The organism is Streptomyces sp. NPDC097617 (assembly GCF_044761485.1).
GTDB lineage: Bacteria > Actinomycetota > Actinomycetes > Streptomycetales > Streptomycetaceae > Streptomyces.
On the sequence record NZ_JBIWCL010000003.1, the window covers coordinates 41828 to 63387 of the forward strand.

Here is a 21560-nt window from a genome sequence, read left to right on the forward strand (position 1 = left end):
TGTTCTTCGGACGCGGGACCCGGGCAACGGTAGCCCGACCGGGTGGCCGCCTGCTGTGCGCGCCGTCACCCGCGGGCGCGGCGCACACCGTTCACTCACTGAAACGCTCGGCCAGAGCCTGCGCCAACTGCCGTGCCTTGTCCTGGGTTTCGGTGCTCGGCGGCACCGTGCCGGGCAGTGCGGGCTGCACGCTGTACTCCAGGGTGACGAGGACATTCGAGGTGCGGAACACAATCCGCACGGTGCGCGACTGCGCGGCGCTGGCCCCGGCGGGGCTGAGCTTGTCGTCCAGGAAGGCGTCGCTGCCGAGGTCCTCCAGGACGCGGGATCCGAGCTCGACCGGGGCGGACGGGCTCGCGCCGGGCGACGAGGCAACCCCGGAGGCGGGCGTGGGCGAAGCCGGGGGAGCGGGGGTGGGGGCCGCCGGGGTGGGGCTCGCGGACGGCCCGGGGAAGGGCAGTTTCGCGTCGGTGAGCCGGCGTACGTAGACCTGCTTGGCCTTGTCGTCGTCGCTGGTGGCGGAGCGGTCGTACGAGACCACGCGCTCGAAGCCGACCGACAGCAGCCGGGTCTCCTCGGGGCTCTGGCCGGTCCAGCGGCAGCCGACGTGCCGGTCGCCGTCGTACGAGGAGTCCGCGACGCCGGCGTACATCTGGTCGCGCTGCTGCGGGGTGAGGCTGTCCCCGGCCGGGAGCATGCCCTTGAGCTTCTTGCTGTCGGCGACGGCCTTGCAGGGCGCGGGCAGACTGCGGTACTTCCCCGGCTGGGCGGGCGCGGCGGAGCTCCCGCCGGCCTTCGAGTCGCTGGTTCCCCCGCCGCCGCTCCCGCCGGTGCAACCGGTCAGGCCGGCCGCTCCGGCCGCGAGCGCGGTGAGCATCGCGATGCCTGGCAGGAATCGCCGCCGTACCGCCTTGCGCTGCACGTCCACTGGCTCCCTTCGACCGGCGGGCCCCCGACGGTCAGGAAAATGCGTTGCCGCGACTTGGGCGCGGCTGGACACAATGTCTATCGCACACGCTGGTGCCGGCGCCGGTCCTCTGTCGTATTTGGGATCAAGAGCGAGGCTTTTGCGCTTTCTGGCTTTTCTGTGGTTTTCGGGGGATTGATTCCTAATGTCGTACGTAGAGATACCCGGGGCGAAGGTCCCGATCCGGATGTGGACCGACCCGGCGTCGGTCGAGGACGGCGCGATGCAGCAGCTGCGCAACGTCGCCACCCTCCCCTGGATCAAGGGCCTGGCCGTCATGCCGGACGTCCACTACGGCAAGGGGGCCACCGTCGGCTCGGTGATCGCCATGAAGGACGCGGTCTGCCCGGCGGCGGTGGGCGTGGACATCGGCTGCGGCATGTCGGCGGTGAAGACCTCCCTGACGGCCAATGACCTGCCGGGGGACCTGTCGGGGCTGCGGTCGAAGATCGAGCGGGCGATTCCGGTGGGGGCGGGGATGCACCGCGAGGCGGTGGACCCGGCGCGGCTCTACGGCTTCTCGGAGGCGGGCTTCGGGGACCTGTGGGAGCGCTTCGACTACGTCACGGATGCGGTGAAGTTCCGGCGGGACCGCGCGATGCGGCAAATGGGAAGCCTTGGCCAAGGGAATCACTTTTGCGAAGTTTGCATAGATTCGTCGGGTTCGGTGTGGCTCATGCTGCACTCGGGATCGCGGAACATCGGCAACGAGCTGGCGGCCTTCCATATCGACGTGGCTCGGGGGCTTTCGCACAACGAAGGCCTGGTGGACCGGGACCTCGCGGTTTTCCTCGCAGCCACACCGGAGATGGACGCGTACCGAAACGACCTCTTCTGGGCGCAGGAGTACGCGAAGTACAACCGCGCCGTGATGATGAGCCTGTTCAAGGAGGTGTTCCGGAAGGAGTTCCGCAAGGCGAAGGTCTCCTTCGACCGCGAGATCAGCTGCCACCACAACTATGTGGCGGAGGAGCGGTACGACGGCATGGACCTGCTGGTCACGCGTAAGGGCGCGATCCGCGCCGGTAGCGGTGACTACGGGATCATCCCGGGCTCCATGGGCACGGGCTCGTACATCGTGAAGGGCCTCGGCAACGAGAAGTCCTTCAACTCGGCATCGCACGGAGCGGGCCGGAAGATGAGCCGGACGGCGGCGAAGAAGCGGTTCTCGGCGCGGGACCTGGCGGAGCAGACCAAGGGCGTGGAGTGCCGCAAGGACTCGGGCGTCGTGGACGAGATCCCGGGCGCGTACAAGTCCATCGAGCAGGTCATCGACCAGCAGACCGACCTGGTGCAGGTCGTGGCCAAGCTCAAGCAGGTCATCTGCATCAAGGGCTGAGGTCGGGCGGGGATTTCGGGGGAGCGGAGGGGCCTGGGTCGTGATCGGCCCAGGCCCCTCCGTGTCGTCCTGCTCAGGCTTTGCCGGTCCGTAGCCGCCAGAGGCGCATGGAGCAACTCTGCTCGGTCCTGTCGAGAACGCTCCCGGCCGCCGCAGCGTCGTTCAACTGCAAGAGGACCTCGTCGTCCTTCGGGGTCCAGCGTCGGCGGGGCGGGGCGCCCCGCATGTTCGTCGGCCGGACCCAGTCGCGCATTGCGGCTGCCTTGGCCTTCTTGCGCTCCAGGCCCAGGCAGCCGTCGTAGTACAGGTGTGCGGCAAGCTCGATCGCCGCTTCCTTCGTGTAGAGGACGTTGTAGATCCCGTCCCGGGCATTGCGCTTGATGGTCCGCTCTGCCCCGGTGACCTTCTTCGCGAAGTGGCACAGGTACGCCCCCACTGTCGTGCTGGCGGTGGTGAGTGAGACGAACGGAAGGCCCTTGCCCGTAAAGCCGACGGATCCGTCGGCGTCGATGATCCCCCGAAGGTAGTCGCGGCGCGCGAATTCCACGCGGGGCGGCTTGATCGTCCTCGACTTGCGTCCGTAGGGCATGCCGAGCCTGTTGATCGTACTTCGGGCATCGAGGGAGCAGAGGCTCCATGTGGCGGAGGGGTGGAACTCGGCGAAGTTCGTGCTCCTGACGCGCTCGGTGATGGAGCTGAAGTAGGGCGTGAGCTGCTGGAACTCGCGGAGGATATGGATGTCACGTGCGTTGATCTCGGCGGTGAGCTTGCCCTTCTGCCCCGTGCCCTGTGCGAGGTGTCCGTCGGCCTGGAGGAAGCCGAACATGTAGGCGTAGCGGGGGTCCGTGAGGTCCATGAAGCGCGTGGCGGCGCTAGGGTCGTGTTCAGTGATGGGGAAGGTCTCTCTTCCTTGCTGGTGAGGCCCTCGGGCGGGACTGCCATCCCGGTCGGGGGCTGTTGGTGTTGCCCGCTGAACCTAGACGTGGATCTCCGTTGTGCAGGGCTGATCGCCTGATGGTCACTCGAACGCGTGACGGAATGTCATATGGTGCGCCACGCCTGTCCGGGCTTCGGGTAGGCGGAGTGGCAACTTCCTTTTTCGGAGGAGTGGTTGACCATGCAAATTGGTGCAGACCAATCTGTGTGGTATGGGGAGATCCCGCGTGGTCGTCGCCGCGCTCGCGTCGTTGTCGCTCGCCTTCGGGGTCGCCGGGTCCGCCCAGGCGAAGCCGGGGATGCCGCCCGTCGTGTCACACGTGCCGACCGGCGAGAAGGTCGTCTTCATCACCATCGGCGACGGCTGGAACCACGATCCGGCCGCGGCCCGGATCCTGCTGGAGAAGCGGGTGCCCGCCGCTCTGTTCCTGCTCTCCGGGGCGACCGCCTACGACACCGGGTACTTCACCGCGCTCGCCGACCAGGGGCGGGGCACCGTCGAGAACCACACCGTCAACCATTCCGACCTCACCACGCTCGACGCGGCCGGCAGGGACGCGGAGGTGTTACGGGCCGCGGAGCGGCTCCAGGAGGCCTTCGGGCGGACGCCGAAGCTGCTGAGGCCGCCGTACGGGGCGGTCCACGACGAGGTGCGGCTCGCGGCCGAGGCGTGCGGGGCGAAGGTGCTGATCATGTGGACGCACGACTTCACCACCTGGGGCGAGACCCCCGCCCATGCCGCATCTGAAGGCGGCGGGAGTCCTCTGAGCCGTCTAGAGCTCGCGGTGGACCTTGGTGTTCGAGGCCTGGGCGCGGGGGCGGACCACCAGGAGGTCGATGTTGACGTGGCTGGGGCGGGTCACCGCCCAGGTGATGGTGTCGGCCACGTCGTCGGCGGACAGCGGCTGCGCGACGCCCGCGTAGACCTTCTCGGCCTTCTCCGCGTCGCCGCGGAACCGGGTCTTCGCGAACTCCTCGGTCTTGACCATGCCCGGGGCGATCTCGATGACGCGGACGGGCTGGCCGACGATCTCCAGGCGCAGGGTCTCCGCGAGGATGCGGGCGCCGTTCTTGGCGGCGACGTAGCCGCCTCCGCCCTCGTACGTGGAGTGGCCGGCGGTGGAGGACAGGACCACGACCGTGCCATCGCCGGAGGCGGTGAGGGCGGGGAGCAGCGCCTGGGTGACGTGCAGCGTGCCGATGACGTTGACCTCGTACATCGTGCGCCAGTCGGCGGGGTCGCCGGTGGCGACGGGCTCGGCCCCGAGGGCGCCGCCCGCGTTGTTGACGAGGACGTCACAGCGCTCGAGGGAAGCGGCGAAGGCGTCGACGGCGACGCGGTCGGTGACGTCGAGGGCGTGGGCGGTGGCCCGGTGGCCGGCCTCGGTGATCTCGGCGGCGAGGGCCTCGATGCGGTCCTTGCGGCGGGCGGTGAGGACGACGTGGTAGCCGGCTGCGGCGAGCTGCCGGGCGGTGGCCGCGCCGATGCCGCTGCTCGCGCCGGTGACTACGGCGGTTCGGGTGGCGGCCGTGCTCATGTGCGGGCTCCTCGGTCGTTCGTACGGGCGAATACCCGCCAGCATAGGCGGGCCCGGCGGCCGCGCGGGGCGTGCGGATCCGGGCCCGGCCCGGCGGGTCCCGGCCCGGCCCGTGCGGGCCCGGCGCAAAGGCGCGCACGGCAGATGGGGGTGGGCGCGCCCTCGTTCGTGTGATGGTCCGACCGGCCGGGGGTGCGGGTGGCTAGCCTCCGCGCGAGGAGGTGGTGTCGGTGCGCCGTGGTGCCGTACGAAGTGTGGTGGTGGCGGGTCTCCTGGCCCTCGGCGCGGGGGTCCCCGGGCCGGCGCAGGCGTCGGTGGCGGACGGCCCGGTGGCGGACGGCCCGGAGGCCGACGTGGCCTACCACGGGCGGGTGGCCCTGGCCGGGTCGCGGCTGCGGATCTGGCTGGTTCCGGAGAACGACGGGCCCGCCGCACTGCCCAACGCGACGCTGCGGGTGCGGCTGTCGGCCGAGCTCGCGGACCGGCAGGAGCTGTCGGGTGGCTGCGCACGGGCGGGCTCGCGCGAGGTCGTGTGTGAGACGGGACCGCTGCCGCTGCACGGGCGCGGGCGGCACGTCGCGCTGCAACTGGAGCTGCGGGAGCGGACGCCCGAGGTGGCGGTGCGGGTCGACACGTGGTGGAACGGCGGTGCGACCGACCGGAACCACGCCAACAACGAGCACGTGGTGCTGGCCCTGGACACGGGCGACACCTACGCCTTCTAGGCCGTGCCGAACTCCACGAGGGCCTCGTCGACGATCCGCTCCAGGCGGGCGTGGTGGGCGCCGCGCCAGTAGACGCGCTCGCACGCGGTGCACTGCGCGAAGACGTCGTAGGAGCGGTGCGTGCCCTGTTCCAGGAGGTCGCCGACGCTCTCCTTGTCGGCCTCGCGGAGCGTGCCGTTGCAGGCGGTGCAGCGCGTCCACGGGGCGAGGGCGGGAGCGAACCGGCCCAGTACGTCGCGCAGTTGCTCGTCCGGGTTGTCGCTGTAGACGTACGCGCCGGCGAACAGCTCGCGGCGGCGCAGCAGGCCGCGGTCGCGGGAGAGCAGGACGCGCCGCTCGGCGGCGGAGCGGGTGGCGAGGGCGGGGTCGCCGATGTCCTCGTTCTCGTAGGCGGCGTCTACGCCGAGCAGGCGCAGGCGGCGCGCGAGGGTGCCGAGGTGGACGTCGAGGAGGAAGCGGAGCGGCGCGCCGGGGACCTGTTGGGGCCGCTCGACCCCGAACACCTCGACGTTCTGGCCGTCCTGGGGCACGTAGGAGACGGGCACCTCGTGGCCGTCGACGAGCAGGCGGCCGACTTCGGTGAGCGGGACGCCGGCCGATTCGACGACGTGGCCGAGGCTGGAGGCGCCGTCGGTGGTGGTCGGTACGCGTTCGGCGCGCCGGCTGGGCGGGGCGAAGAGGCGCAGTTCGGGGGCGAGGGTGAGCGCAATGCCGGGTCCGTTCACCCGGCCAGCATGCCATTTCCGGGGCGTCGTCCGCGGCTGAATTTACGAGGTGGCGGTGGTCCGGTCGTGGGTGTCGCGATGGGCGCTGACCTCGTCGAAGTGGTTCTCGGCCCAGAGCTTCACGGAGGACAGGAGGCGGCCGAGGCTGCTGCCGAGGTCGGTGAGCCGGTAGTCGACGCGGGCGGGGACGGTGGGGGTGACGGTGCGGGTGACGAGGCCGTCGCGTTCGAGGGAGCGCAGCGTCTGGGTGAGCATCTTCTGGCTGACGCCGGGGATCTTGCGGCCGAGGTCGCTGTAGCGCATGGAGCGGTCCTCGGCCTGGCCGAGGGCGCTGACGATGAGGCCGACCCACTTGTCGCTGATGCGGGCCAGGAGCTGGCCGGTGGGGCATTCCCGGAGGAAGGCGTCGTAGGCGGTACGGGCTTCGTCGCGGCGGGCCGCGGCGGTGCTGGTGGCCATGGGTGCCCCACTTCCGGGTCGGGTACGCACCTTGGAGTGCGTACTTACGGATAGAGAGTAACTCTCCCTAGGTTAGTGCTCACCGAGAACGGGCGAACAGACGAACGGGAGAGACGACGATGAGCGAGCAGACGGTGCTGGCGGCCGTGGTGAGCGGCTTCGGCGGGCCGGAGCAGGTCGCCCTGGCCGAGGTCCCGGCCCCGCGCCCCGCGGCCGGCCAGCTCCGCGTCAAGGTCACCGCCGCCGGGCTGAACCCGGTGGACGGCGCGGTCCGCGCCGGGGTCTTCGGCGGCGCCGTACGCGACGGCGGGGTCTACGTCGGCCTGATCCCGCACCACGCCCCGGTCGCGGAGCGCGGCATCCGGGTCGAGGAGCAGGAGGTCGCGGCGGACGGGGCCCATCTGGCCCGGCTGGTGGCCCTGGCCGACGCGGGCGAGCTGACCCTCCGGGTCGCGGAGACCTTCCCGCTCGCGGAGGTGGCCAAGGCCCACGACCGGCTCGGGACCCCGGGGGTCCGCGGCCGCATCATCCTGACGGTGTGACCGGCGGGAGCGCGCCCTGCGGGCGCCCCACCCGGTAGCGCCAGTCGCAGCTCGGGTGGGGCACCCCGGGCGGGTACTCGAAGTCGACATCGCCCAGGTACTCGAACCCGGCACGACGGCACACCGCGTTGGACGCGGGGTGGTCGGTGCCCGGGAAGGCGTGGACGCTGTCGCGGGAGCCGTGGGCGCGGACGTACGCCAGGAGCCCGGTCAGCGCCGCCACGGCCAGCCCGTGGCCCTGGAACTCGGGCAGGACGCCCCAGCCGGACTCGTAGACCGGCTCGCCCCGCCACTCCCGCTCCCAGAAGCCCACGGACCCGACGCTCCGGGTGCCCCCGCCCCCGGCGGGGTCCCCGGCGAGGTCCCCGTCGGGCGTCCACACCACGCGGAACATTCGCCCGGCGGCCGGCTCCCGCGCGCTCAGGGCCTCGTAGCGCCGCTGTCGGTCGAGGAGTTTCGCGGCCGGCTCGGGGCCGCCCAGGAACTCGGTCATGACGGGCTCGTTCTTGCGCTCCAGCAGCCAGAAGTCCCCGGCCGACCAGGGCTCCAGTCGTACGTGCGTCTCCATCCGGACACGCTACTGCGGTGCGGCCCCGCCGGGGGCCGTCAGCTCCGCTGGAAGAACTCCACCTCCGCCAGGGCGAGATGGCGCTCCGGTGCGGCCCCGGCGGGTCCGTCCAGGGTCAGCCGGACCGCGGTGGCGTCGCTGATGCCGGTGGGGAAGGTCTGGGGCCCGGGCTTGTCGCTCAGGGCGAGCTTCTTGTGGACCTTGCGGCCGTCCCGCGTCGTCACCTCCATATCGATCTGGAGCGCCCGCGCCTGCCGCGCGTACTCCTCGGGCGCGGACGAGGCGCCGTTGGTGATGATCACGTCGACCAGGCGGAACGGCTTGCCGAAGGTGTACGTCACCGAGGCGCCGGGGCCGGGCGCGCCCCAGTAGCGGTTGCTGAGGCCGTCCGTGCTGTGGCCCACCGGATGCCCGGGCACCTCGGCGCTCGCCTCGGCGCGGGCGGCGGTCACGGCCTTGGCCTTGCCGAGCTTGTCGCGGGTGTCCTCGATCAGGTGGCGTCCGGCCGGCAGCAGCAGGAAGCCGCCCGCGCAGAGGGCCAGTACGACGGCCAGGACCACGAGGAAGCGCGTCATCCGGCCGGAACCCCCGCGCGTGCGGCGGCGGAACGGCCAGATCGTCCGCCACCACGGCAGGGGAGCCGGTGCGGCGGTGGGCGTCAGCGGAGCCGCGCAGCGGCGGCAGAACCGGCGCTCCGGCGGGTTGGGCGTGCCGCAGGCGGGGCACGGCAGGCCGGACACGTCGTCGCTCACCGCGGCGGTACGCACGACCGGGCGCGGGGCGACGGCCTTCGCGGGCAGGACGGGCTGCGGGGAGGCCGGCGCTCGGGGCGCGACGGCTTGCGGTGCGACGGCCCGGGGGGCGGCGGGGGGCCGCGCCGGCGGCACCAGGGGCACCGGCGGCACCGGGGGCACCGGGGGAGTGGCCTCCGTCCCGGAAGGTGCGGGCGGTCCCGGTTCCGTGCCCGGGGGCGCGGCGGGCGCGGGCGGGGTGGATGCGTGCGACGGCTCCGCGGTGGGCTGCCGGTCTGCGGCGGCCGGCGTCGGCGGAGCGGCCGGCCGGGGCGGGGCGGTCGGCGGGGCCGAGTCCGGCTCGGCCGGGCCCGCAGCCGCCACGGGACCGGCCGGGCCGGACTCCGCTGCGGCGGCCGTGGGCGGGGCCGGCTCGGGCGCGGAGGGCGCAGCCGCGGACTCTGCCGGGGCGGGCGCGGGGCGGGCGTGGCCGGCCCGGTCGGGGGCGTCGGCCCCCGAAACGGCCGGCCCCCGCGCGGGGGCCGAGCCCGACCAGCCCAGGTAGGCGCCGCAGTTGCCGCAGAAGTCGTCCGTCTCTCCGTTGGACGACCCGCACACGGGACACGCACGCACCACTGTCACTTCCCTTCGTCCGCGGGCGGTCCGGACAGGACCTCGACCCGGCACACCGTGTGGACGGGGCACAGGGTCCGCACGAGCGCGCGGACCCGGTCCGCGTCCACCGCCGCCCCGTGCTGCGGCCATACCCGGACCAGGACCTCGCCGGCCGGAGCCGCGGGCAGCTCGCCGCCGGCCGTACGGGACCAGGTGGCCCCGCCGTCCCCGCGGACCTCGGCGGACACACCCAGTACCAGGCGCAGGGCCTCGGTCAGGCCGCGCCGGGTGCCGCGCCAGCGGTGCAGTTCCACCGCGCGCGCCACCGCCTCACGGCGCAGCCCGGTCGGCCACCGGGGGTCGTCGATACCGCCGACCCAGGAGGCCAGCCAGGACAGGAAGTCGGCCGGGGCCAGCCGGGGGTCGAAGTAGGAGGGCAGGTTGTCGAGGGTCGTGAACACCGGGGCGAGGACGGTGTCCAGCCCCGCCGTGAACCGCTGGGCGAAGTCGTCGTCGGCGTACAGCGCCGGCAGTTGCTCGCCGATCGGGTGCCGGCTGGGCAGGCCGGGGACGGCGGCCCGGCTCATCCGCGCACCCCCTGCTCCGGCTCCGTCACGACCACCTGGTGCTGGTAGGAGAAGACCAGTGCGCCCGTACCGATGTCGATCCGGTCGACGGGGGCTCCGCGCCGTCCGGTGATCGGGTCGGCGGCGAACATCCGGATCTCCTCCACCAGGACGTCCCCGATGGCGCGTTGGAGTACGCCGAACACCTCGCCGTACTGGACGGGCCGCCCGAAGGGCCAGCCGGCGCCGTCGGGCCCGCCGTGCAGGGGGTTGAGGTGGCGGAACAGCGCGGCGAGCGCCGCCTCGCGCACCCGGTCGGCGTCCGCGGCGGGTGCCGACAGCCGGGCGACGACGGTGACGCCCTGGTAGACGGGCGGCTCCACGACGAGGCGCGTGCCGATCAGCCGCCGTTCGTCGAGGGTGGTGGTGATCGTGGCGAGCACCTGGTCGGAGGGGATCAGCTGCTCGAAGCGGAGCCGGTCGCCCTCGTCGGCCACCGCGTCCGGGACCACCAGGACGCGTACCGCGCCCGCCCCGGCCGGCCCCCCCGCCCCGTCCGTGGCGGGCAGGCAGCGGACCCGGCGCACCGAGGGCGCCGCCTGGCGGGCGATGATCTCGTAGTCCTCGGCGGTCACCGCGCGTTCCTGCATGCGCAGGGTCTCCGGCGCCCGCAGCTTGGCGTTGTCGATCGTCTCCCCGGCGACACCGCCGCGCGCGGCCTCCCGGTTGATGACCCGGGCGACGTACGGGACGGAGCTGCGCAGTACGGAGATCGCGCCGCGCGAGACGTTGCCCGCGGGGCCGCCCCCGGTGCGGTAGCGGGCCACGCGGATCCGGGAGCCCTTGGGCGGCACGGCCCCGCAGGGCCGCAGGGTGCCGTCGGCCTCGCGCAGCACCGGCGGGAAGGCGAACTCTCCGGTGGTGGCGTTCACTCGGACGTGCCGGTCGTCGGGACCCGAGCGGCCGAAGTGCTCCACGACCTCCCAGCGCTGCCACCCTTCGGCGGAGGATACCTCCACCGCCGGCGGTTCCCCGTCGAGCAGCACGGGCGGGCGGCCGAGCCGGAAGGTCTGCCCCGCAACCCCCTCCGACGCGCCGAGCGGTACGTCGGTCACCCGCTCGGCGTGCTCCACGGCCATCGTGGCGCCGACGGTGAAGACGGCGGCCTCGCGCACGGTCGGGGACTCCGAGTAGAACGGCTGGCCGGGCTCGGGCTCGGTGACCCGGCAGCGCAGCCAGCCCGCGCGGGTGCCGCTCAGCAGCGACGCGGTGTGCCCGGCCGGTACGTACACGATGATCTCGCCGGGCCGGTTGAGACCGCCGGTGCTGTCGGAGTCGGTCTCGCAGCGCTGCCACCGTCCGCCGTCCCATGCCTCCCACACCAGCGGGGGCTGGCGCGGGTCGACGCCGACGCCCTCGACGCGGCTGTCGAGGCGGACCGCGACCACGCAGCGCGGTACCGCCGTCGGCAGGCCGAACAGCAGGGCGTCGCCGGGCTCGGGCGTAGCCCCGAAGCACGGTATGTCGCGGCCCTCGGCGAGCGCGCCGGTCCGGTCGGTCATGTCACCGGTGCGGGGCGCGGTGACCAGGCGCATCAACTCGCTCGGCACGATGCGCAGATCGCCGGTGGTCGCGAACACCACGGCTTCCTCGCTCTCGCCCGCGGCGGTCGTCACCTCGGTTCCGGCGGGCAGGGTGACCGTGTCGGGCTGCGGGGCGGACAGCCAGAAGTCGATGTCGGCGACGGCGGCCGACGGCGGGTACAGCTGGATGTCCAACAGGTCCAGGAACGCCAGGTAGTTCTTCTCCGGGACCCGGTTCAGCCGGTACAGCAGCTGGTCCACGAGGTAGGCGAACGTCTCGATCAGGGTGACGCCCGGGTCGGAGACGTTGTGGTCGGTCCACTCGGGCGCGCGCTGCTGCACGTACCGCTTCGCCTCGTCGACGAGTTGTTGGAACCGACGGTCGTCCAGGTTGGGGGAGGGCAGGGCCATCAGTCCGCGACCATTTCCTCGGCCCCCTCCTCGGAGGGGATCGTGTAGAAGGGGAAGACCAGGTTGCGCCGGTCGTTGGTGGTGCGCACCGTGTAGTGCACATCGATGTAGAGGGTGCCCGCCTCCACGGCGTCGAAGGCCACGACGACCTCGTCCACCGCGATCCGGGGCTCCCAGCGCTCCAGGGCTTCGCGCACCTGCTGGGCGACCCGCCCGGCGGTGTCGCCGTCGCCGGGGGCGAAGACGTACTCGTGGATGCCGCAGCCGAATTCGGGCCGCATCGGCCGCTCGCCCGGAGCGGTGCCCAGGACCAGCCGGATGGCTTCCTCGAGCTCCCGTTCCCGCTCGACCATGGCGATGCCGCCGGTCGGGCCGACCCGCAGGGGGAACGCCCAGCCGCGCCCGATGAACCGTTCGCTCATCACACACCGCCGATCAGGACGTTCATCGCGCCGGTCAGGACCATCGCGCCGCATACGGTCTGGTCGCGCGCCCGGGCGGCGGGCAGACCGCCGATGAGCACCGCGCCCGCGGCGAGGGCGGCCGGGTTGGGCATGAGCACGTTGGCCGGTCCCGTCGCCGCGTGCGGCGGGACCGGGCAGACGTGCAGGCTTCCCACGACGGCGGCGGGCTGCCCGCCGATCAGCACCGTCGCGACCGCCGCGGCGGCGCCGGGCGGCGGCGTGGCGATCCGGCCACCGTGGTTGGTGGGGTCGCCCGTACGGGCTGCGGCTGGCATCGGGGGCTCCTCGGGGAAGGGGGGCGGGCGGACGGGTTGCGGGAGGGCCGCGGGAGGGCCGCGGGAGGGCCGCGGGAGGGCTCAGTTGATCCGGATGAGCCGGGCCTTGAGGACGGCGAGCAGCCCGCCGTTGACGGTGACGTCCGCCGTTCCGGACACCTTCACCGAACGGCCGCCGATGCTCACCCCGGCCGTGCCGTCGATGTCCACCTGACTGCCGGACACCTTCACGGTGCCCTTGCCGGCGTCCAGGGTGATGCCGGTCTTGTCCAGGACGACGGAGGTCAGCGGCCGCTTCGGCCCCCCGTACACGGTGAGCTCGATGCGGTCCCGGCGGTCGTCCATGCGTACTTCCAGCCGCTCGTCGCCGGTCACCAGCCGCAGCCCGGAGGGTCCGGGTGCCGACGCGTCCAGCAGTTCCACGCGGTGGCCCGAACGCGACACCACCGAGCGGCGGTTGACCTTTCCGCTGGTCCTGTCGATCAGTGGCACGTCGTGCGGCGAGGGCTGGTCCACGCCGTTGTAGAGCCCGCCGAGGACGTACGGACTGTCGAGCAGGCCCTGCTCGAAGCCGACGAGGACCTCGTCGTTGACCTCGGGGCTCACCACGCCGCCGCCGCCCTTGCCGCCCCACTGGACGGTGCGCACCCAGTCGCTGACGTAGGTGTCGTCCAGCCAGGGGAACTTCAGCCGTACCCCGCCGCGTTGGGAGCCGTTCGGCTCGCGCACGTCCGTCACCACGCCGATCGCGAGGCCGGGGATGCGCGGGCCGCGCCCCGGCGCGTTGGCGCCGGTCACCAGGCCGGTCAGGGAGCGGTCCGGGCTGGAGCTGACCCACACGGTGGTGCGGTAGCCGCCGTGCGGCTCCAGGACGTGCTGCACCGCCGTCGCCGTGTACCGGCCGGAGAACGCCTGCCCCACGTTGCCGAGCGCCACCGCCTTGCCCGCCCGCAGCAGCGGGTTCCCCTCGGCCACCGCCTCCAGCTCGCCGAAACCGCAGCCGATCCGGTCCGCCGTCGCCTTCGCGACCGCCGTGGTCTCGGCCTGCGTGCGGTACGGAGTGTCCGTGACGGCCACGGCCGACTTGCCGAAGCGGGCAGCGAGCGCCGGGCTGAGACCCGGCACCACCGTGTCGCTGACCACCGAAGGCTGCTCGGCGACCAGCGCCCGCTTGGTGGTCACGTCCCAGCCGCGCACCTGCACGGTCGAGGAGCCGTCGGCGGCCGACAGCGCCGCCCGCAGCGCCAGCAGGTTCCTCCCGTACTCCAGGACCATCGGATCGCGGACGGCCGACGTCGACGGGGCGGGCGCCCCGGACGCCTTCACGGGCCGGGTGAACTGGAGCAGCCCCTTGTCGTCGACGCGCACCTGCGCACCGCTCTCGCCCGCGAGGTACTGCAGGAAGTCCCAGTCGGAGACGTTCGCCTGGGACAGCTGCTTGTACGTGACCGGCGCCGCCTCCACCTTGCCGACGGCGAGACCGGCTCCGGCGGCCACCTTGCGGACGATGGCGGCGGCCGTCATGTTCCGGTACGCCACGACCTTGCGGCCGCGCTGGAGGCGGTGCGCCTTGGAGTAGGCGCGGACGACGGTGAAGGATCCGGTGCGGTCCCGGTCGATCTCCAGGGCCGTGACCTCGCCGTTGAACAGCCGCTCCCGCGCCTGCCCCTTCACGGTCGCCACCGACACCCGCAGCGGGGAGCCGATGGTGATGCCGGTGGCGCGCAGGAACTCGTGGTCGGGGTCGCGGTAGGTGAGCACCGCCGTGTCCGGCAGGCCCACGTTCTCGTCCACCACGCAGCTCACCAGTTGTGCCGCCCAGATCTGCGGCAGCTCGCCGGGGGCCTCCACGATCGGGTCGGCCGCGAACGACCGGCCGCCGGGTTCGGATCCGCTCACCGCTGCTCCTCCTCGCCGTGCTGGTCCTGCGTGCCGGGCACCACGATCTCGGTGCCGGGGACGAGGGCCATCGGGTCGTCTATGCCGTTGGCCTCCGCGATGGCCCGCCAGGCCGTCGCGTCGCCGTACTCGCGCCAGGCGAGCATCGCGAGGCTGTCGCCCGCCACGACGACGTGCGTGCTGCGGGCGGTCCGTGACCCGGAGGTCGGGTTCTGGCCCGGCGGGTCGACGCTCGCCTCCTCGATGGACAGCGAGCAGGTGGCCCGCAGCGGTTTGCCGTCCACGTCGAAGAGCGTGTACGACACCGACAGGTTCGACAGGACCCCGTCGAACGAGGTCGTCCGCGCGCTGCCCCACTCGAAGCGCACCCAGGGGCTCGCCGGCTTCTTGCGGCCGAGGCTGGCCGGGGTCGGCACGCACGCCTTCATCAGCTTCTCCACCGCCTGTTCCACCGAGTTGTCGTGGGTGGCGGTGGCGTCCAGGAACACCTCCAGGCTCAGGGTGCGCGGACCGCTGCCCACGAACTCGGGCAGCGCCGACTGCCCGGCCATCCGGGACGGGGAGCGCCGCCACTCGGTGGTCTTGCCCAACTGCAGGGTCGACGGGTTGAACTGGAGGTCGAGCTTCGCGATCACTCCGCCCGGCTTGGCCCCGACCGAGGTCGGCGGCTCTTTGAGGGTGAGCTGGGCCCTGGCGCGGCTGGCGCGTGCCGATGAGGCCATGGCGTGGATCCCTTCCGGAGCGGGGGTGGCGTGGCGCGGGAGGACGGATGCGGGTGGGGGTGCCGGGCGGTCAGGAGGGCAGCAGCCCCTGGTGGGCGATCTCCAACGTCTCCACCGCCGCGGCGGAGTTGGCGGGGTCGAAGGACGGCCCCTGCCACCGGACCGGGACGATCCCGAACACCTGCCAGCTGATGATCCGGCTCAGGTCGGGCCGCAGCGCCACGATCTCCCCGTCCTTGGGCTCGACCCGCCGCAGCGTCTCGTCCAGCCAGCGGCCGATCTTCGCCGTGTCGGTGGTGACGGGACGGGTGAGGGTGATGTTCGACCAGGTCACGCGGCCGGGCAGCTGCCAGGTGAAGCCGTTGTTGCCGCCCTCGGCGTAGCTCTCCATTTCGACCTCGGCGCCCATGCCGGAGCAGGTGTGGAAGGCGCCCAGGTCGTTGCCGCCGATCGCCAGTCGGAAGAACACGCTGGTGGCGAAGATGTTGTCCGTCATCGGTCCGTCGTCCGTTTCTCGTTCGTACGCGTTCTCAGCGGCGGCCGTCGAAGGGCCGGCCCGCGCGTTCCCGGCCGCGGCGCAACTCGGTGCGCAGCAGGCGGGATACCGGGTCCAGCAGGCGGCGTGCGAGATCGTCCAGATCGGAGTCGGGGACCTGCGGTGCCGCGTGCCGCTCGGCCGGGGCGGACGTGCCGCCGCCGGCCGGCCCGGGGCCCGTCCGGGTGCCGGGACCGCTCGGGGCGCGCTGTACCGGTGGCGGTGGCGGTGGAGCGGGTGCGGTCGCCGCCGGGGCGGTGAACGCGGGGGCCGGTGTCCTGGGGCGCACGACGGGTACGGGCTGCGCCGGCGAGGCGGCCGGCGCCGGCTGGACCACGAGCGGCGGCGCGTGCGGGACGGTCACGGGGAGGGGGGCGGCCGCGGCGCGGGTGGGGGCCGCCGCGGGCGCGGGGCGCACGGCGCGTACGGCGCGCACGGCGGGCGGCGGGGTCGTCGCGCGCGGCCCGTCCACCGCCGCTCGCTGGACCTGCCGAGGCGCGGTGGGCGAGACGGGCGGGGCGTACGGGGCGTACGGGGCGGGCCAGCGGGCCGGGACCACGGGACGGCCCGCCGGGCGGACCGCCGCGGGGGCGGCGGCGCTCCCCATGTCACGGGTACCGAGAGCCAGGGGCCGGGCCGCCAGCAGCTGGAGGGTGCGGTGCGGGGCCGTGCTCCGGTCGGCGACCGGGGGGACGACGACCGGCGGGACGGCGGTGGCCCGCCGGACGAGCGGGGGAGCACCGGCCGTGCCGCCGCCGGCCCGGGACGCGGCGGGCACGGCGGGTGCGGGCGCGGCGGTACGGCGCTGCGCCGCGTCCGCGCCCAGCAGCGGCGACCCCGGCGCGGACGGGCGCAGCACGGCGGCCGGGGAAGCGGGCCCGGACGCCGGGCGGGACCGGGCCGAGGAGGAAGAGGGCAGTGCGGCGCTCGGCGGCAGTGCGGGCAGCGGGGCCCCCAGACCGGTGCGTACGCGCGGGGCGGACCGCCCCGGGCCGGACCCGCGGGTCGCCTCGGGCCCGGCGCCGCCCCCGGCCGAGGGCTCGGCCTGGCGCTGCACGATGGGCAGGGCCGGGGTGGGGGCGGGAGCCGGTGCGGCGGTGGCGGGGAGTTCGGCGAGGGGCGCGCCGAGCGGTGCGCGGCTTCGCGCGCGGCCCGCGCCGGGCGCGGGTCCCCCGCGATCGGGAGTGGCACGGTCCTGGAGGACGGGCATCCCGGGTGCGGGTCGTTCCGACGGCTTGGCGGTGGCCGTGCGCTCGGTGGCCGGCGTGCCGAGCGGCGGACGGCTCTGCGTGCGCGGCCCGGACACGTCCGGGCCCGCTGCGGGTTCGGTGTGGCGCTGGAGCACGGGCATCCCGGGTGCGGGAGCCGCCGTGGTGCGGTCCGACGCCGTCGCGGTGGCCGGGAGTTCGGTGAGCGGGGCGCCGAGCGGGGGTCGGCTCTGCGTGCGAGGCTCCGACGCGTCCGGGCCCGCGGCGGGTTCTGCCTGGCGCTGGAGCACGGGCAGGGCCGGAGTGGCCGCGGGTGCGGGTCGTTCCGACGGTGTGGCAGTGGTGGGGAGTTCGGTGGTCCGCGTGCCGAGCGGCGGTCGGTTCTGCGTGCGCTGCACGGATGCGTCCGGGCCCGCTGCTGCGGGGTCTGCTCGGCGTTGCGTGCCGCTGCCGCTGCCGCTGCCGCTGCCGCTGCTGCCGTCGGAGGGCTCGGCCTGGCGCTGGACCACGGGCAGGGCCGGAGTGGCCGCGGGTGCGGGTCGTTCCGACGCCGCCGCGGTGGTGGGGGGTCCGGTGGGCGGCGTGCCGAGGGGCGGACGGCTGTCCGTGCCCTGCTGTGCGGGGGATGTGGCTCCACCGCGGGTGGCAGGGGCGCCGCTGTCGGTGGAGGGCTCGGCCTGGCGCTGGAGTACGGGCAGGGCCGGAGTGGGTGTGGCGGCGGGCGCTGCTGCCGTGTGGTCCGACGGGCCTGCGGCGGAGGGGAGTTCGGCGGCCGGGGCGCCGAGCCGCGGCCGGTCTTCCGCGCGCTGCACGGAGGTCTCGCGGCCGGCGGCGGGTGCCGCTGGGTGCTGGACCACGGGCAGGACCGGGTCCGCGGAAGGCTCCGCCCGGCGCTGGAGTACGGGCAGGGTCGGAGCGGGCGCGGCGGCTGCCGTCGGGTGCGCCGACGGGGCTTCGGTGGGCGGGAGTTCGGTGACGGGCGCGCCGAGTGGTGCGCGCTGCACCGGCGTTTCCGGCTCGGGCGAGGCCTTTCGCACCGGTGAGGGGCGGACGACCGACACGCGGCGCCCGGGTGTGGCGGGGACCCGCGCGACGGTCAGCGTACGGCCGACGGAGCGCGGTCGGACCACGGCGGTGCCGGGCGCCTCGGGTGCGGGCGGACCGGCGGTGGTCGGGGCGGTACCCCCGGCGGACGGGCCCCGGGTCCCCGACGCGGTGGGGACCACCGCGATACGGCGGACCAGCGGGAACCGCGGCGGCGTCGGCGTACGGCCGGGCGCGGCCGGAACCACGGCCCGCTGTACGGCGGGTGCGGCCGCGGAGTGCGCGGACGCGCCCCCGTGGGACGGCGCCGGCGGCGCGGGGTTCGGCACGGCCGTGCCCGCTCCGGACACCACCGGAGCCGGAGCCGCGGCCGCGCCGGGCCGCACCCGGCGCGAGATCTGCGGGGTGGCGCCCTTCCGCGGTGCGCGCGGTGCGCGCGGGGCGTCCGGTGTGCCGGGCGACGGGGGCGGCTCCGCTTCGTGCGGCTGCCGCAGCGCCCGCAGCAGCAGCGGGCCGCCGCTGCCGGTGGCGCTGCGGGGACCGGCGGGGCGGGCGACCCCGCGTACGAGGCCGGCCGGGGCGGACGGCAGCACGGCGTGGGCGAGCCCGGTGTCGAACGACGGATCGCGCCACGCGGCCAGGCCGGCCCGGAAGGCGAGCCCGTCGCTGACGCCCATCGCCGCGCGGGACACGGTCAGCGCGGGCGGAGCCGTCACACGCCAGCCGCCGTCCCAGTCGCCGGGTACGGACCCGTTCCGCGCGGCCGCCGGCGAGGTGGAAACCGGCCCTGCGGCCACCGGCCCGGCGGAAACCGGCGCCGCGGCCGGGGCCTCCGGCACGGCGGCTCGCCGACGCAGCCTGTCCCGCCATGCCATGCCTTCAACCGCCTTCGTTCACACGGGTGTTGATGCGAGCTATCTCGGAGACCCACTCCTGGCGCTCGCCGTGGGTCAGGTCGAGGATCTCGTCGCGTTGCCAGTGGAAGTGGTAGGCGATGTACGCGATCTCCTCCCTGAGCCGGGGGAGGGCGTACGTCACGATTCCCCCAGGCGCCCACCGGAGAGGTCGACCTCGAAACCGCCCTCGCAGTGCGGGCAGGTGACGGCCGCGCGGGTGTGCCCCTCGCTGTTGACGCGCCGGTAGAAGTCCTGGAGGAACGCGACGTCGGTCGCGTACATGCGCTCCACGACCCCGGCGTGCACGTCGGTGATGGTGCCGAGCCGGGTGATCACCTGGCTGAGCAGCACCACGCTCAGGTACGCCGGGTTCTCCTTGACCCGCAGGTCGATCTGCGGGCGCAGTTCGTCGCGGGCGGTGGCCAGGCGCATCGAGCCGTGCCGGTGCACCGTGCCCGCTTCGTCGACGTACCCGCGCGGCAGCTCGAACTCGAACTCCGTCCGCAGCCCGTGGTCCTCGCGCGCCGCCGGAGCGGCGGCGGCCGGGGATGCGGCCGCCGGCTCCGGGGCCGTGGCGGGCGCAGTGGCCTGGAGGATCTCCTCCAGGTTGCCCGCCGTCACCGTGCGGCGCCTCATTCGACGATGATCTCCTCGAACACGATGGTCACGGACTCGGTGGCCGCGGCGGACTCGCCGGCCTTGAGGGAGGGGCCCTCCCACTTGGAGGCCCAGCCCTGCATCAGCTGGATGCGGCGGACGGTCGCGCCCGTGGAGTCCTTGATCTCGATGGTGAGGTTCTGCCGAGCGGTGTCGACGGCCCCGTTGTTCAGGGTCTCCTTGATCCACTTGGTGAACTCACTGCTCTTGTCGAGTCCCCGGGTGATCGTGACCTCGCCCGCCTGCCGCGCGCCGGGCTGCTTGCGGATGATCTGCTTGCCCTCCGCGCTGACCTGGCGGACCTCGACGACCTCTTCCTCGACGGTCAGACCGCTGATCTCCTGGATCGATTCGACCAGGTAGCCGCCGAGCTGGACGCCGAAGATATGGGTGGAAAGAGCATCGCCCTCTGCCATGACTGTCCTTCACCTTTCCTTGCTGCTGCTGCTGCCCCGGAGGGTCACTCGTCGATGAGGCTGGTGCTGTCGGAGAACTGGGCCAGCCGGAACACCACGAACTCGGCGGGCTTGACGGGCGACACACCGATCTCGCAGACCACGCGGCCCTGGTCGATCGACTCCTGCGGGTTGTTGTCCCGGTCGCACTTGACGTAGAACGCCTCCGCCGCCGTGCGGCCGAACAGTGCGCCCCGGCGCCATTCCTCGGTGAGGAACGCGGTGACGTTGCGCCGGATGCTCGACCAGAGCCGGTCGTCGTTCGGCTCGAAGACCACCCACTGGGTGCCCAGGAGGATGGACTCCTCCAGGTAGTTGAAGAGGCGGCGCACGTTCAGGTAGCGCCAGGCCGGGTCCGAGGAGAGGGTGCGGGCGCCCCAGATCCGGATGCCTCGGCCGGGGAAGGCCCGTACGCAGTTCACGCCGATCGGGTTGAGCAGGTCCTGCTCGCCCTTGCTGAGGCGCAGTTCCAGGTCCACCGCGCCGCGGATCACCTCGTTCGCGGGGGCCTTGTGCACACCGCGCTCGGCGTCGCTGCGCGCCCACACGCCGGCGACGTGGCCGCTCGGCGGGACGGTCGTGTTGCGCCCGGCGGCCGGGTCGAAGACCCGCACCCACGGGTAGTAGAGGGTGGCGTAGCGGGAGTCGTAGCCCGCCTCGTCGTTGCGCCAGGTGCGCACCTGCTGCGCGGAGAGTCCGGGCGGGGTGTCCAGGACGGCGACCCGGTCGCCCATCTGCTCGCAGTGCGAGATCACCGCGAGCTGTACGGTGCGCACGCCCTCGGAGTCGATGTCGCCGCGCTCGTAGGCGCTCATCAGGTCCGGCACCGCGACCATGGTGATCTCGTCGATGGTCTCCAGGCCGGCGAAGCCGGTGCGGGCCGCGGAGTCGCCGACGTACTCGGCCGGGTCGAGCCGGGCCACGCCGCCGCCGGCCGGAGCGGGCGCCGCGGCGGAGGCGTCGGGCAGGACGACGGTCTGCCCGGCGGGCCGGGTCTGCGTCGCGCCCCGCTGCTCGGTGACCTCGATCAGCTTCGAGGCACGGGTCTGGGTGAGGAGGTAGCCCTTGACGTTCTTGCGGGCGGACACCTCGTAGGTCTCCGCCACCTGCTCGCCCTGGCGGACCAGGATCTTGAAGCGGTCCTCGGGCGGGTTCTCGCCGTCCGCGTCGGCGATCTCCACCGACACTCCGCTGACGCCCGGCCGGGCCGCGACGAGGAAGCCGCCGAGCTCGACCGGCTCCGCGGCGCGGGGCTGGGGGAGGGTGCCCGCGGCGGCCGGCGCGGAGGCGTTCTGGGCCGGCCCGCCGACGCGGACTACGTACGCGGCGCCGCCGCCGTTGGCGAAGTACCCGTAGACGGCGTGCGGCAGGTAGGTGCCCTCCGTGAAGCCGCCGAAGCGCTGGGAGTACTGGTCCCAGCTGGTGACCAGCGTCGGCTCGTGGAACGGGCCGCTCTGGGCGAAGCCCACGAACGCGGCGACGGCGGTGCCGACCCCTTCGATCGGGCGAGCACCGGACTGCACCTCCTCCACGTACACGCCCGGGGTGAGGTACGTCGGCATGCTCGCTCCTTCGGGTCACAGCTGCGCAAATAGGTCTGGCCACAGCCTTTCCGGCGACCGCCGTCCGGGACAAGGACGTTCGGACCTGGCCGGGGGCAAGTGCGATGCCCTTCGGGTCGCCCCCGCCGGACCGGCCAG

22 protein-coding genes and 1 pseudogene are annotated in these 21560 nt (G+C 73.9%); 4 read left to right on the forward strand and 19 right to left on the reverse strand.

What is annotated here, in order from left to right; genetic code table 11:
• Positions 1-91: 91 nt before the first annotated feature.
• Positions 92-922 (reverse strand): DUF3558 domain-containing protein, encoded by an 831-nt coding sequence (locus tag ACIQZO_RS06475; RefSeq protein ID WP_403621063.1) that lies wholly within the window; start codon positions 920-922, stop codon positions 92-94.
• 190 nt (positions 923-1112) lie between these two features.
• Here ACIQZO_RS06475 and ACIQZO_RS06480 point away from each other — a divergent pair, with 190 nt between their 5' ends.
• On the forward strand, positions 1113-2306 hold the full coding sequence (locus ACIQZO_RS06480) for an RtcB family protein (protein WP_403621066.1): 1194 nt from the start codon (positions 1113-1115) through the stop codon (positions 2304-2306).
• 73 nt (positions 2307-2379) lie between these two features.
• Here the strand turns inward: ACIQZO_RS06480 and ACIQZO_RS06485 are convergent, their stop codons facing one another.
• Positions 2380-3162, reverse strand: coding sequence for a hypothetical protein (locus ACIQZO_RS06485; RefSeq protein ID WP_403621069.1), 783 nt, complete (start codon positions 3160-3162; stop codon positions 2380-2382).
• A 379-nt stretch (positions 3163-3541) separates the two neighbouring features.
• Here ACIQZO_RS06485 and ACIQZO_RS06490 point away from each other — a divergent pair.
• Positions 3542-3868, forward strand: a pseudogene (locus tag ACIQZO_RS06490) (polysaccharide deacetylase family protein); the annotation flags it as partial.
• Positions 3869-4015: 147 nt separating this feature from the next.
• Here the strand turns inward: ACIQZO_RS06490 and ACIQZO_RS06495 are convergent.
• Positions 4016-4780, reverse strand: coding sequence for an SDR family NAD(P)-dependent oxidoreductase (locus tag ACIQZO_RS06495; RefSeq protein WP_403621072.1), 765 nt, complete (start codon positions 4778-4780; stop codon positions 4016-4018).
• Between the two features lie 230 nt (positions 4781-5010).
• Between ACIQZO_RS06495 and ACIQZO_RS06500 the strand changes: the two genes are divergently transcribed.
• Positions 5011-5505 carry a hypothetical protein gene (locus tag ACIQZO_RS06500; protein WP_403621075.1) on the forward strand — a complete coding sequence of 165 codons (495 nt, stop codon included), beginning with the start codon at positions 5011-5013 and terminating at the stop codon, positions 5503-5505.
• Here ACIQZO_RS06500 and ACIQZO_RS06505 read toward each other — a convergent pair.
• Together ACIQZO_RS06505 and ACIQZO_RS06510 are read right to left on the reverse strand one after the other, a co-directional pair.
• The gene (locus ACIQZO_RS06505; protein ID WP_403621078.1) at positions 5502-6230 is read right to left on the reverse strand and encodes a Mut7-C RNAse domain-containing protein; all 729 of its coding nucleotides are present in this window, start codon (positions 6228-6230) and stop codon (positions 5502-5504) included. The genes ACIQZO_RS06500 and ACIQZO_RS06505 overlap by 4 nt on opposite strands.
• Positions 6231-6272: 42 nt before the next feature.
• Positions 6273-6689 (reverse strand): winged helix-turn-helix transcriptional regulator, encoded by a 417-nt coding sequence (locus ACIQZO_RS06510; protein WP_403621081.1) that lies wholly within the window; start codon positions 6687-6689, stop codon positions 6273-6275.
• A gap of 119 nt (positions 6690-6808) precedes the next feature.
• On the opposite strand from ACIQZO_RS06510, the gene ACIQZO_RS06515 reads away from it, so the two are divergent.
• Positions 6809-7231 (forward strand): zinc-binding dehydrogenase, encoded by a 423-nt coding sequence (locus tag ACIQZO_RS06515; RefSeq protein WP_403621084.1) that lies wholly within the window; start codon positions 6809-6811, stop codon positions 7229-7231.
• Here the strand turns inward: ACIQZO_RS06515 and ACIQZO_RS06520 are convergent.
• From ACIQZO_RS06520 to ACIQZO_RS06585, 14 genes are all read right to left on the reverse strand, one after another.
• Positions 7215-7799: a GNAT family N-acetyltransferase gene (locus ACIQZO_RS06520; RefSeq protein WP_403621087.1), complete on the reverse strand. Its 585-nt coding sequence runs from the start codon at positions 7797-7799 to the stop codon at positions 7215-7217. The two genes, ACIQZO_RS06515 and ACIQZO_RS06520, sit on opposite strands and share 17 nt — an antisense overlap.
• Before the next feature lie 38 nt (positions 7800-7837).
• Positions 7838-9163: an NADase-type glycan-binding domain-containing protein gene (locus tag ACIQZO_RS06525; protein ID WP_403621090.1), complete on the reverse strand. Its 1326-nt coding sequence runs from the start codon at positions 9161-9163 to the stop codon at positions 7838-7840.
• A 5-nt stretch (positions 9164-9168) separates the two neighbouring features.
• Positions 9169-9732 (reverse strand): phage tail protein, encoded by a 564-nt coding sequence (locus ACIQZO_RS06530; protein WP_403621093.1) that lies wholly within the window; start codon positions 9730-9732, stop codon positions 9169-9171.
• Positions 9729-11705 carry a putative baseplate assembly protein gene (locus tag ACIQZO_RS06535; protein ID WP_403621096.1) on the reverse strand — a complete coding sequence of 659 codons (1977 nt, stop codon included), beginning with the start codon at positions 11703-11705 and terminating at the stop codon, positions 9729-9731. The genes ACIQZO_RS06530 and ACIQZO_RS06535 overlap by 4 nt, the downstream gene beginning before the upstream one ends.
• A complete protein-coding gene (locus ACIQZO_RS06540) occupies positions 11705-12127 on the reverse strand; it encodes a GPW/gp25 family protein (protein ID WP_190184825.1) in 423 nt (140 codons plus the stop codon). The genes ACIQZO_RS06535 and ACIQZO_RS06540 overlap by 1 nt, the downstream gene beginning before the upstream one ends.
• Complete coding sequence (locus ACIQZO_RS06545) at positions 12127-12444, reverse strand: PAAR domain-containing protein (protein ID WP_403621099.1); 318 nt, start codon at positions 12442-12444, stop codon at positions 12127-12129. Before ACIQZO_RS06545 ends, ACIQZO_RS06540 begins: the two co-directional genes overlap by 1 nt.
• 81 nt (positions 12445-12525) lie before the next feature.
• Positions 12526-14343, reverse strand: a complete 1818-nt coding sequence (locus tag ACIQZO_RS06550) for a VgrG-related protein (RefSeq protein WP_403621102.1) — start codon at positions 14341-14343, stop codon at positions 12526-12528.
• Complete coding sequence (locus ACIQZO_RS06555; protein WP_403621105.1) at positions 14340-15065, reverse strand: LysM peptidoglycan-binding domain-containing protein; 726 nt, start codon at positions 15063-15065, stop codon at positions 14340-14342. The genes ACIQZO_RS06550 and ACIQZO_RS06555 overlap by 4 nt, the downstream gene beginning before the upstream one ends.
• Before the next feature lie 70 nt (positions 15066-15135).
• Positions 15136-15561: a phage tail protein gene (locus ACIQZO_RS06560; protein ID WP_319732158.1), complete on the reverse strand. Its 426-nt coding sequence runs from the start codon at positions 15559-15561 to the stop codon at positions 15136-15138.
• A 34-nt stretch (positions 15562-15595) separates the two neighbouring features.
• Positions 15596-18727: a hypothetical protein gene (locus ACIQZO_RS06565; protein WP_403621108.1), complete on the reverse strand. Its 3132-nt coding sequence runs from the start codon at positions 18725-18727 to the stop codon at positions 15596-15598.
• A gap of 4 nt (positions 18728-18731) precedes the next feature.
• Positions 18732-18890, reverse strand: a complete 159-nt coding sequence (locus ACIQZO_RS06570; RefSeq protein ID WP_327263844.1) for a DUF6760 family protein — start codon at positions 18888-18890, stop codon at positions 18732-18734.
• Positions 18887-19384: a hypothetical protein gene (locus ACIQZO_RS06575; protein WP_403621111.1), complete on the reverse strand. Its 498-nt coding sequence runs from the start codon at positions 19382-19384 to the stop codon at positions 18887-18889. Before ACIQZO_RS06575 ends, ACIQZO_RS06570 begins: the two co-directional genes overlap by 4 nt.
• Positions 19381-19821, reverse strand: coding sequence for a phage tail protein (locus ACIQZO_RS06580; protein WP_030388073.1), 441 nt, complete (start codon positions 19819-19821; stop codon positions 19381-19383). The genes ACIQZO_RS06575 and ACIQZO_RS06580 overlap by 4 nt, the downstream gene beginning before the upstream one ends.
• Before the next feature lie 44 nt (positions 19822-19865).
• Positions 19866-21422 (reverse strand): phage tail sheath family protein, encoded by a 1557-nt coding sequence (locus ACIQZO_RS06585; protein ID WP_403621114.1) that lies wholly within the window; start codon positions 21420-21422, stop codon positions 19866-19868.
• Positions 21423-21560: the final 138 nt, after the last annotated feature.

What these genes read in the sequence shown, in the direction of transcription:
- ACIQZO_RS06575 (WP_403621111.1), bottom strand. Translation starts at nt 19,384, where the DNA reads ATGAGGCGCCGCACGGTGACGGCGGGCAACCTGGAGGAGATCCTCCAG.
- ACIQZO_RS06535 (WP_403621096.1), bottom strand. Translation starts at nt 11,705, where the DNA reads ATGGCCCTGCCCTCCCCCAACCTGGACGACCGTCGGTTCCAACAACTC.
- ACIQZO_RS06565 (WP_403621108.1), bottom strand. Translation starts at nt 18,727, where the DNA reads ATGGCATGGCGGGACAGGCTGCGTCGGCGAGCCGCCGTGCCGGAGGCC.
- ACIQZO_RS06585 (WP_403621114.1), bottom strand. Translation starts at nt 21,422, where the DNA reads ATGCCGACGTACCTCACCCCGGGCGTGTACGTGGAGGAGGTGCAGTCC.
- ACIQZO_RS06520 (WP_403621087.1), bottom strand. Translation starts at nt 7,799, where the DNA reads ATGGAGACGCACGTACGACTGGAGCCCTGGTCGGCCGGGGACTTCTGG.
- ACIQZO_RS06485 (WP_403621069.1), bottom strand. Translation starts at nt 3,162, where the DNA reads ATGGACCTCACGGACCCCCGCTACGCCTACATGTTCGGCTTCCTCCAG.
- ACIQZO_RS06510 (WP_403621081.1), bottom strand. Translation starts at nt 6,689, where the DNA reads ATGGCCACCAGCACCGCCGCGGCCCGCCGCGACGAAGCCCGTACCGCC.
- ACIQZO_RS06515 (WP_403621084.1), top strand. Translation starts at nt 6,809, where the DNA reads ATGAGCGAGCAGACGGTGCTGGCGGCCGTGGTGAGCGGCTTCGGCGGG.
- ACIQZO_RS06480 (WP_403621066.1), top strand. Translation starts at nt 1,113, where the DNA reads ATGTCGTACGTAGAGATACCCGGGGCGAAGGTCCCGATCCGGATGTGG.
- ACIQZO_RS06530 (WP_403621093.1), bottom strand. Translation starts at nt 9,732, where the DNA reads ATGAGCCGGGCCGCCGTCCCCGGCCTGCCCAGCCGGCACCCGATCGGC.
- ACIQZO_RS06555 (WP_403621105.1), bottom strand. Translation starts at nt 15,065, where the DNA reads ATGGCCTCATCGGCACGCGCCAGCCGCGCCAGGGCCCAGCTCACCCTC.
- ACIQZO_RS06545 (WP_403621099.1), bottom strand. Translation starts at nt 12,444, where the DNA reads ATGCCAGCCGCAGCCCGTACGGGCGACCCCACCAACCACGGTGGCCGG.
- ACIQZO_RS06495 (WP_403621072.1), bottom strand. Translation starts at nt 4,780, where the DNA reads ATGAGCACGGCCGCCACCCGAACCGCCGTAGTCACCGGCGCGAGCAGC.
- ACIQZO_RS06580 (WP_030388073.1), bottom strand. Translation starts at nt 19,821, where the DNA reads ATGGCAGAGGGCGATGCTCTTTCCACCCATATCTTCGGCGTCCAGCTC.
- ACIQZO_RS06540 (WP_190184825.1), bottom strand. Translation starts at nt 12,127, where the DNA reads ATGAGCGAACGGTTCATCGGGCGCGGCTGGGCGTTCCCCCTGCGGGTC.
- ACIQZO_RS06560 (WP_319732158.1), bottom strand. Translation starts at nt 15,561, where the DNA reads ATGACGGACAACATCTTCGCCACCAGCGTGTTCTTCCGACTGGCGATC.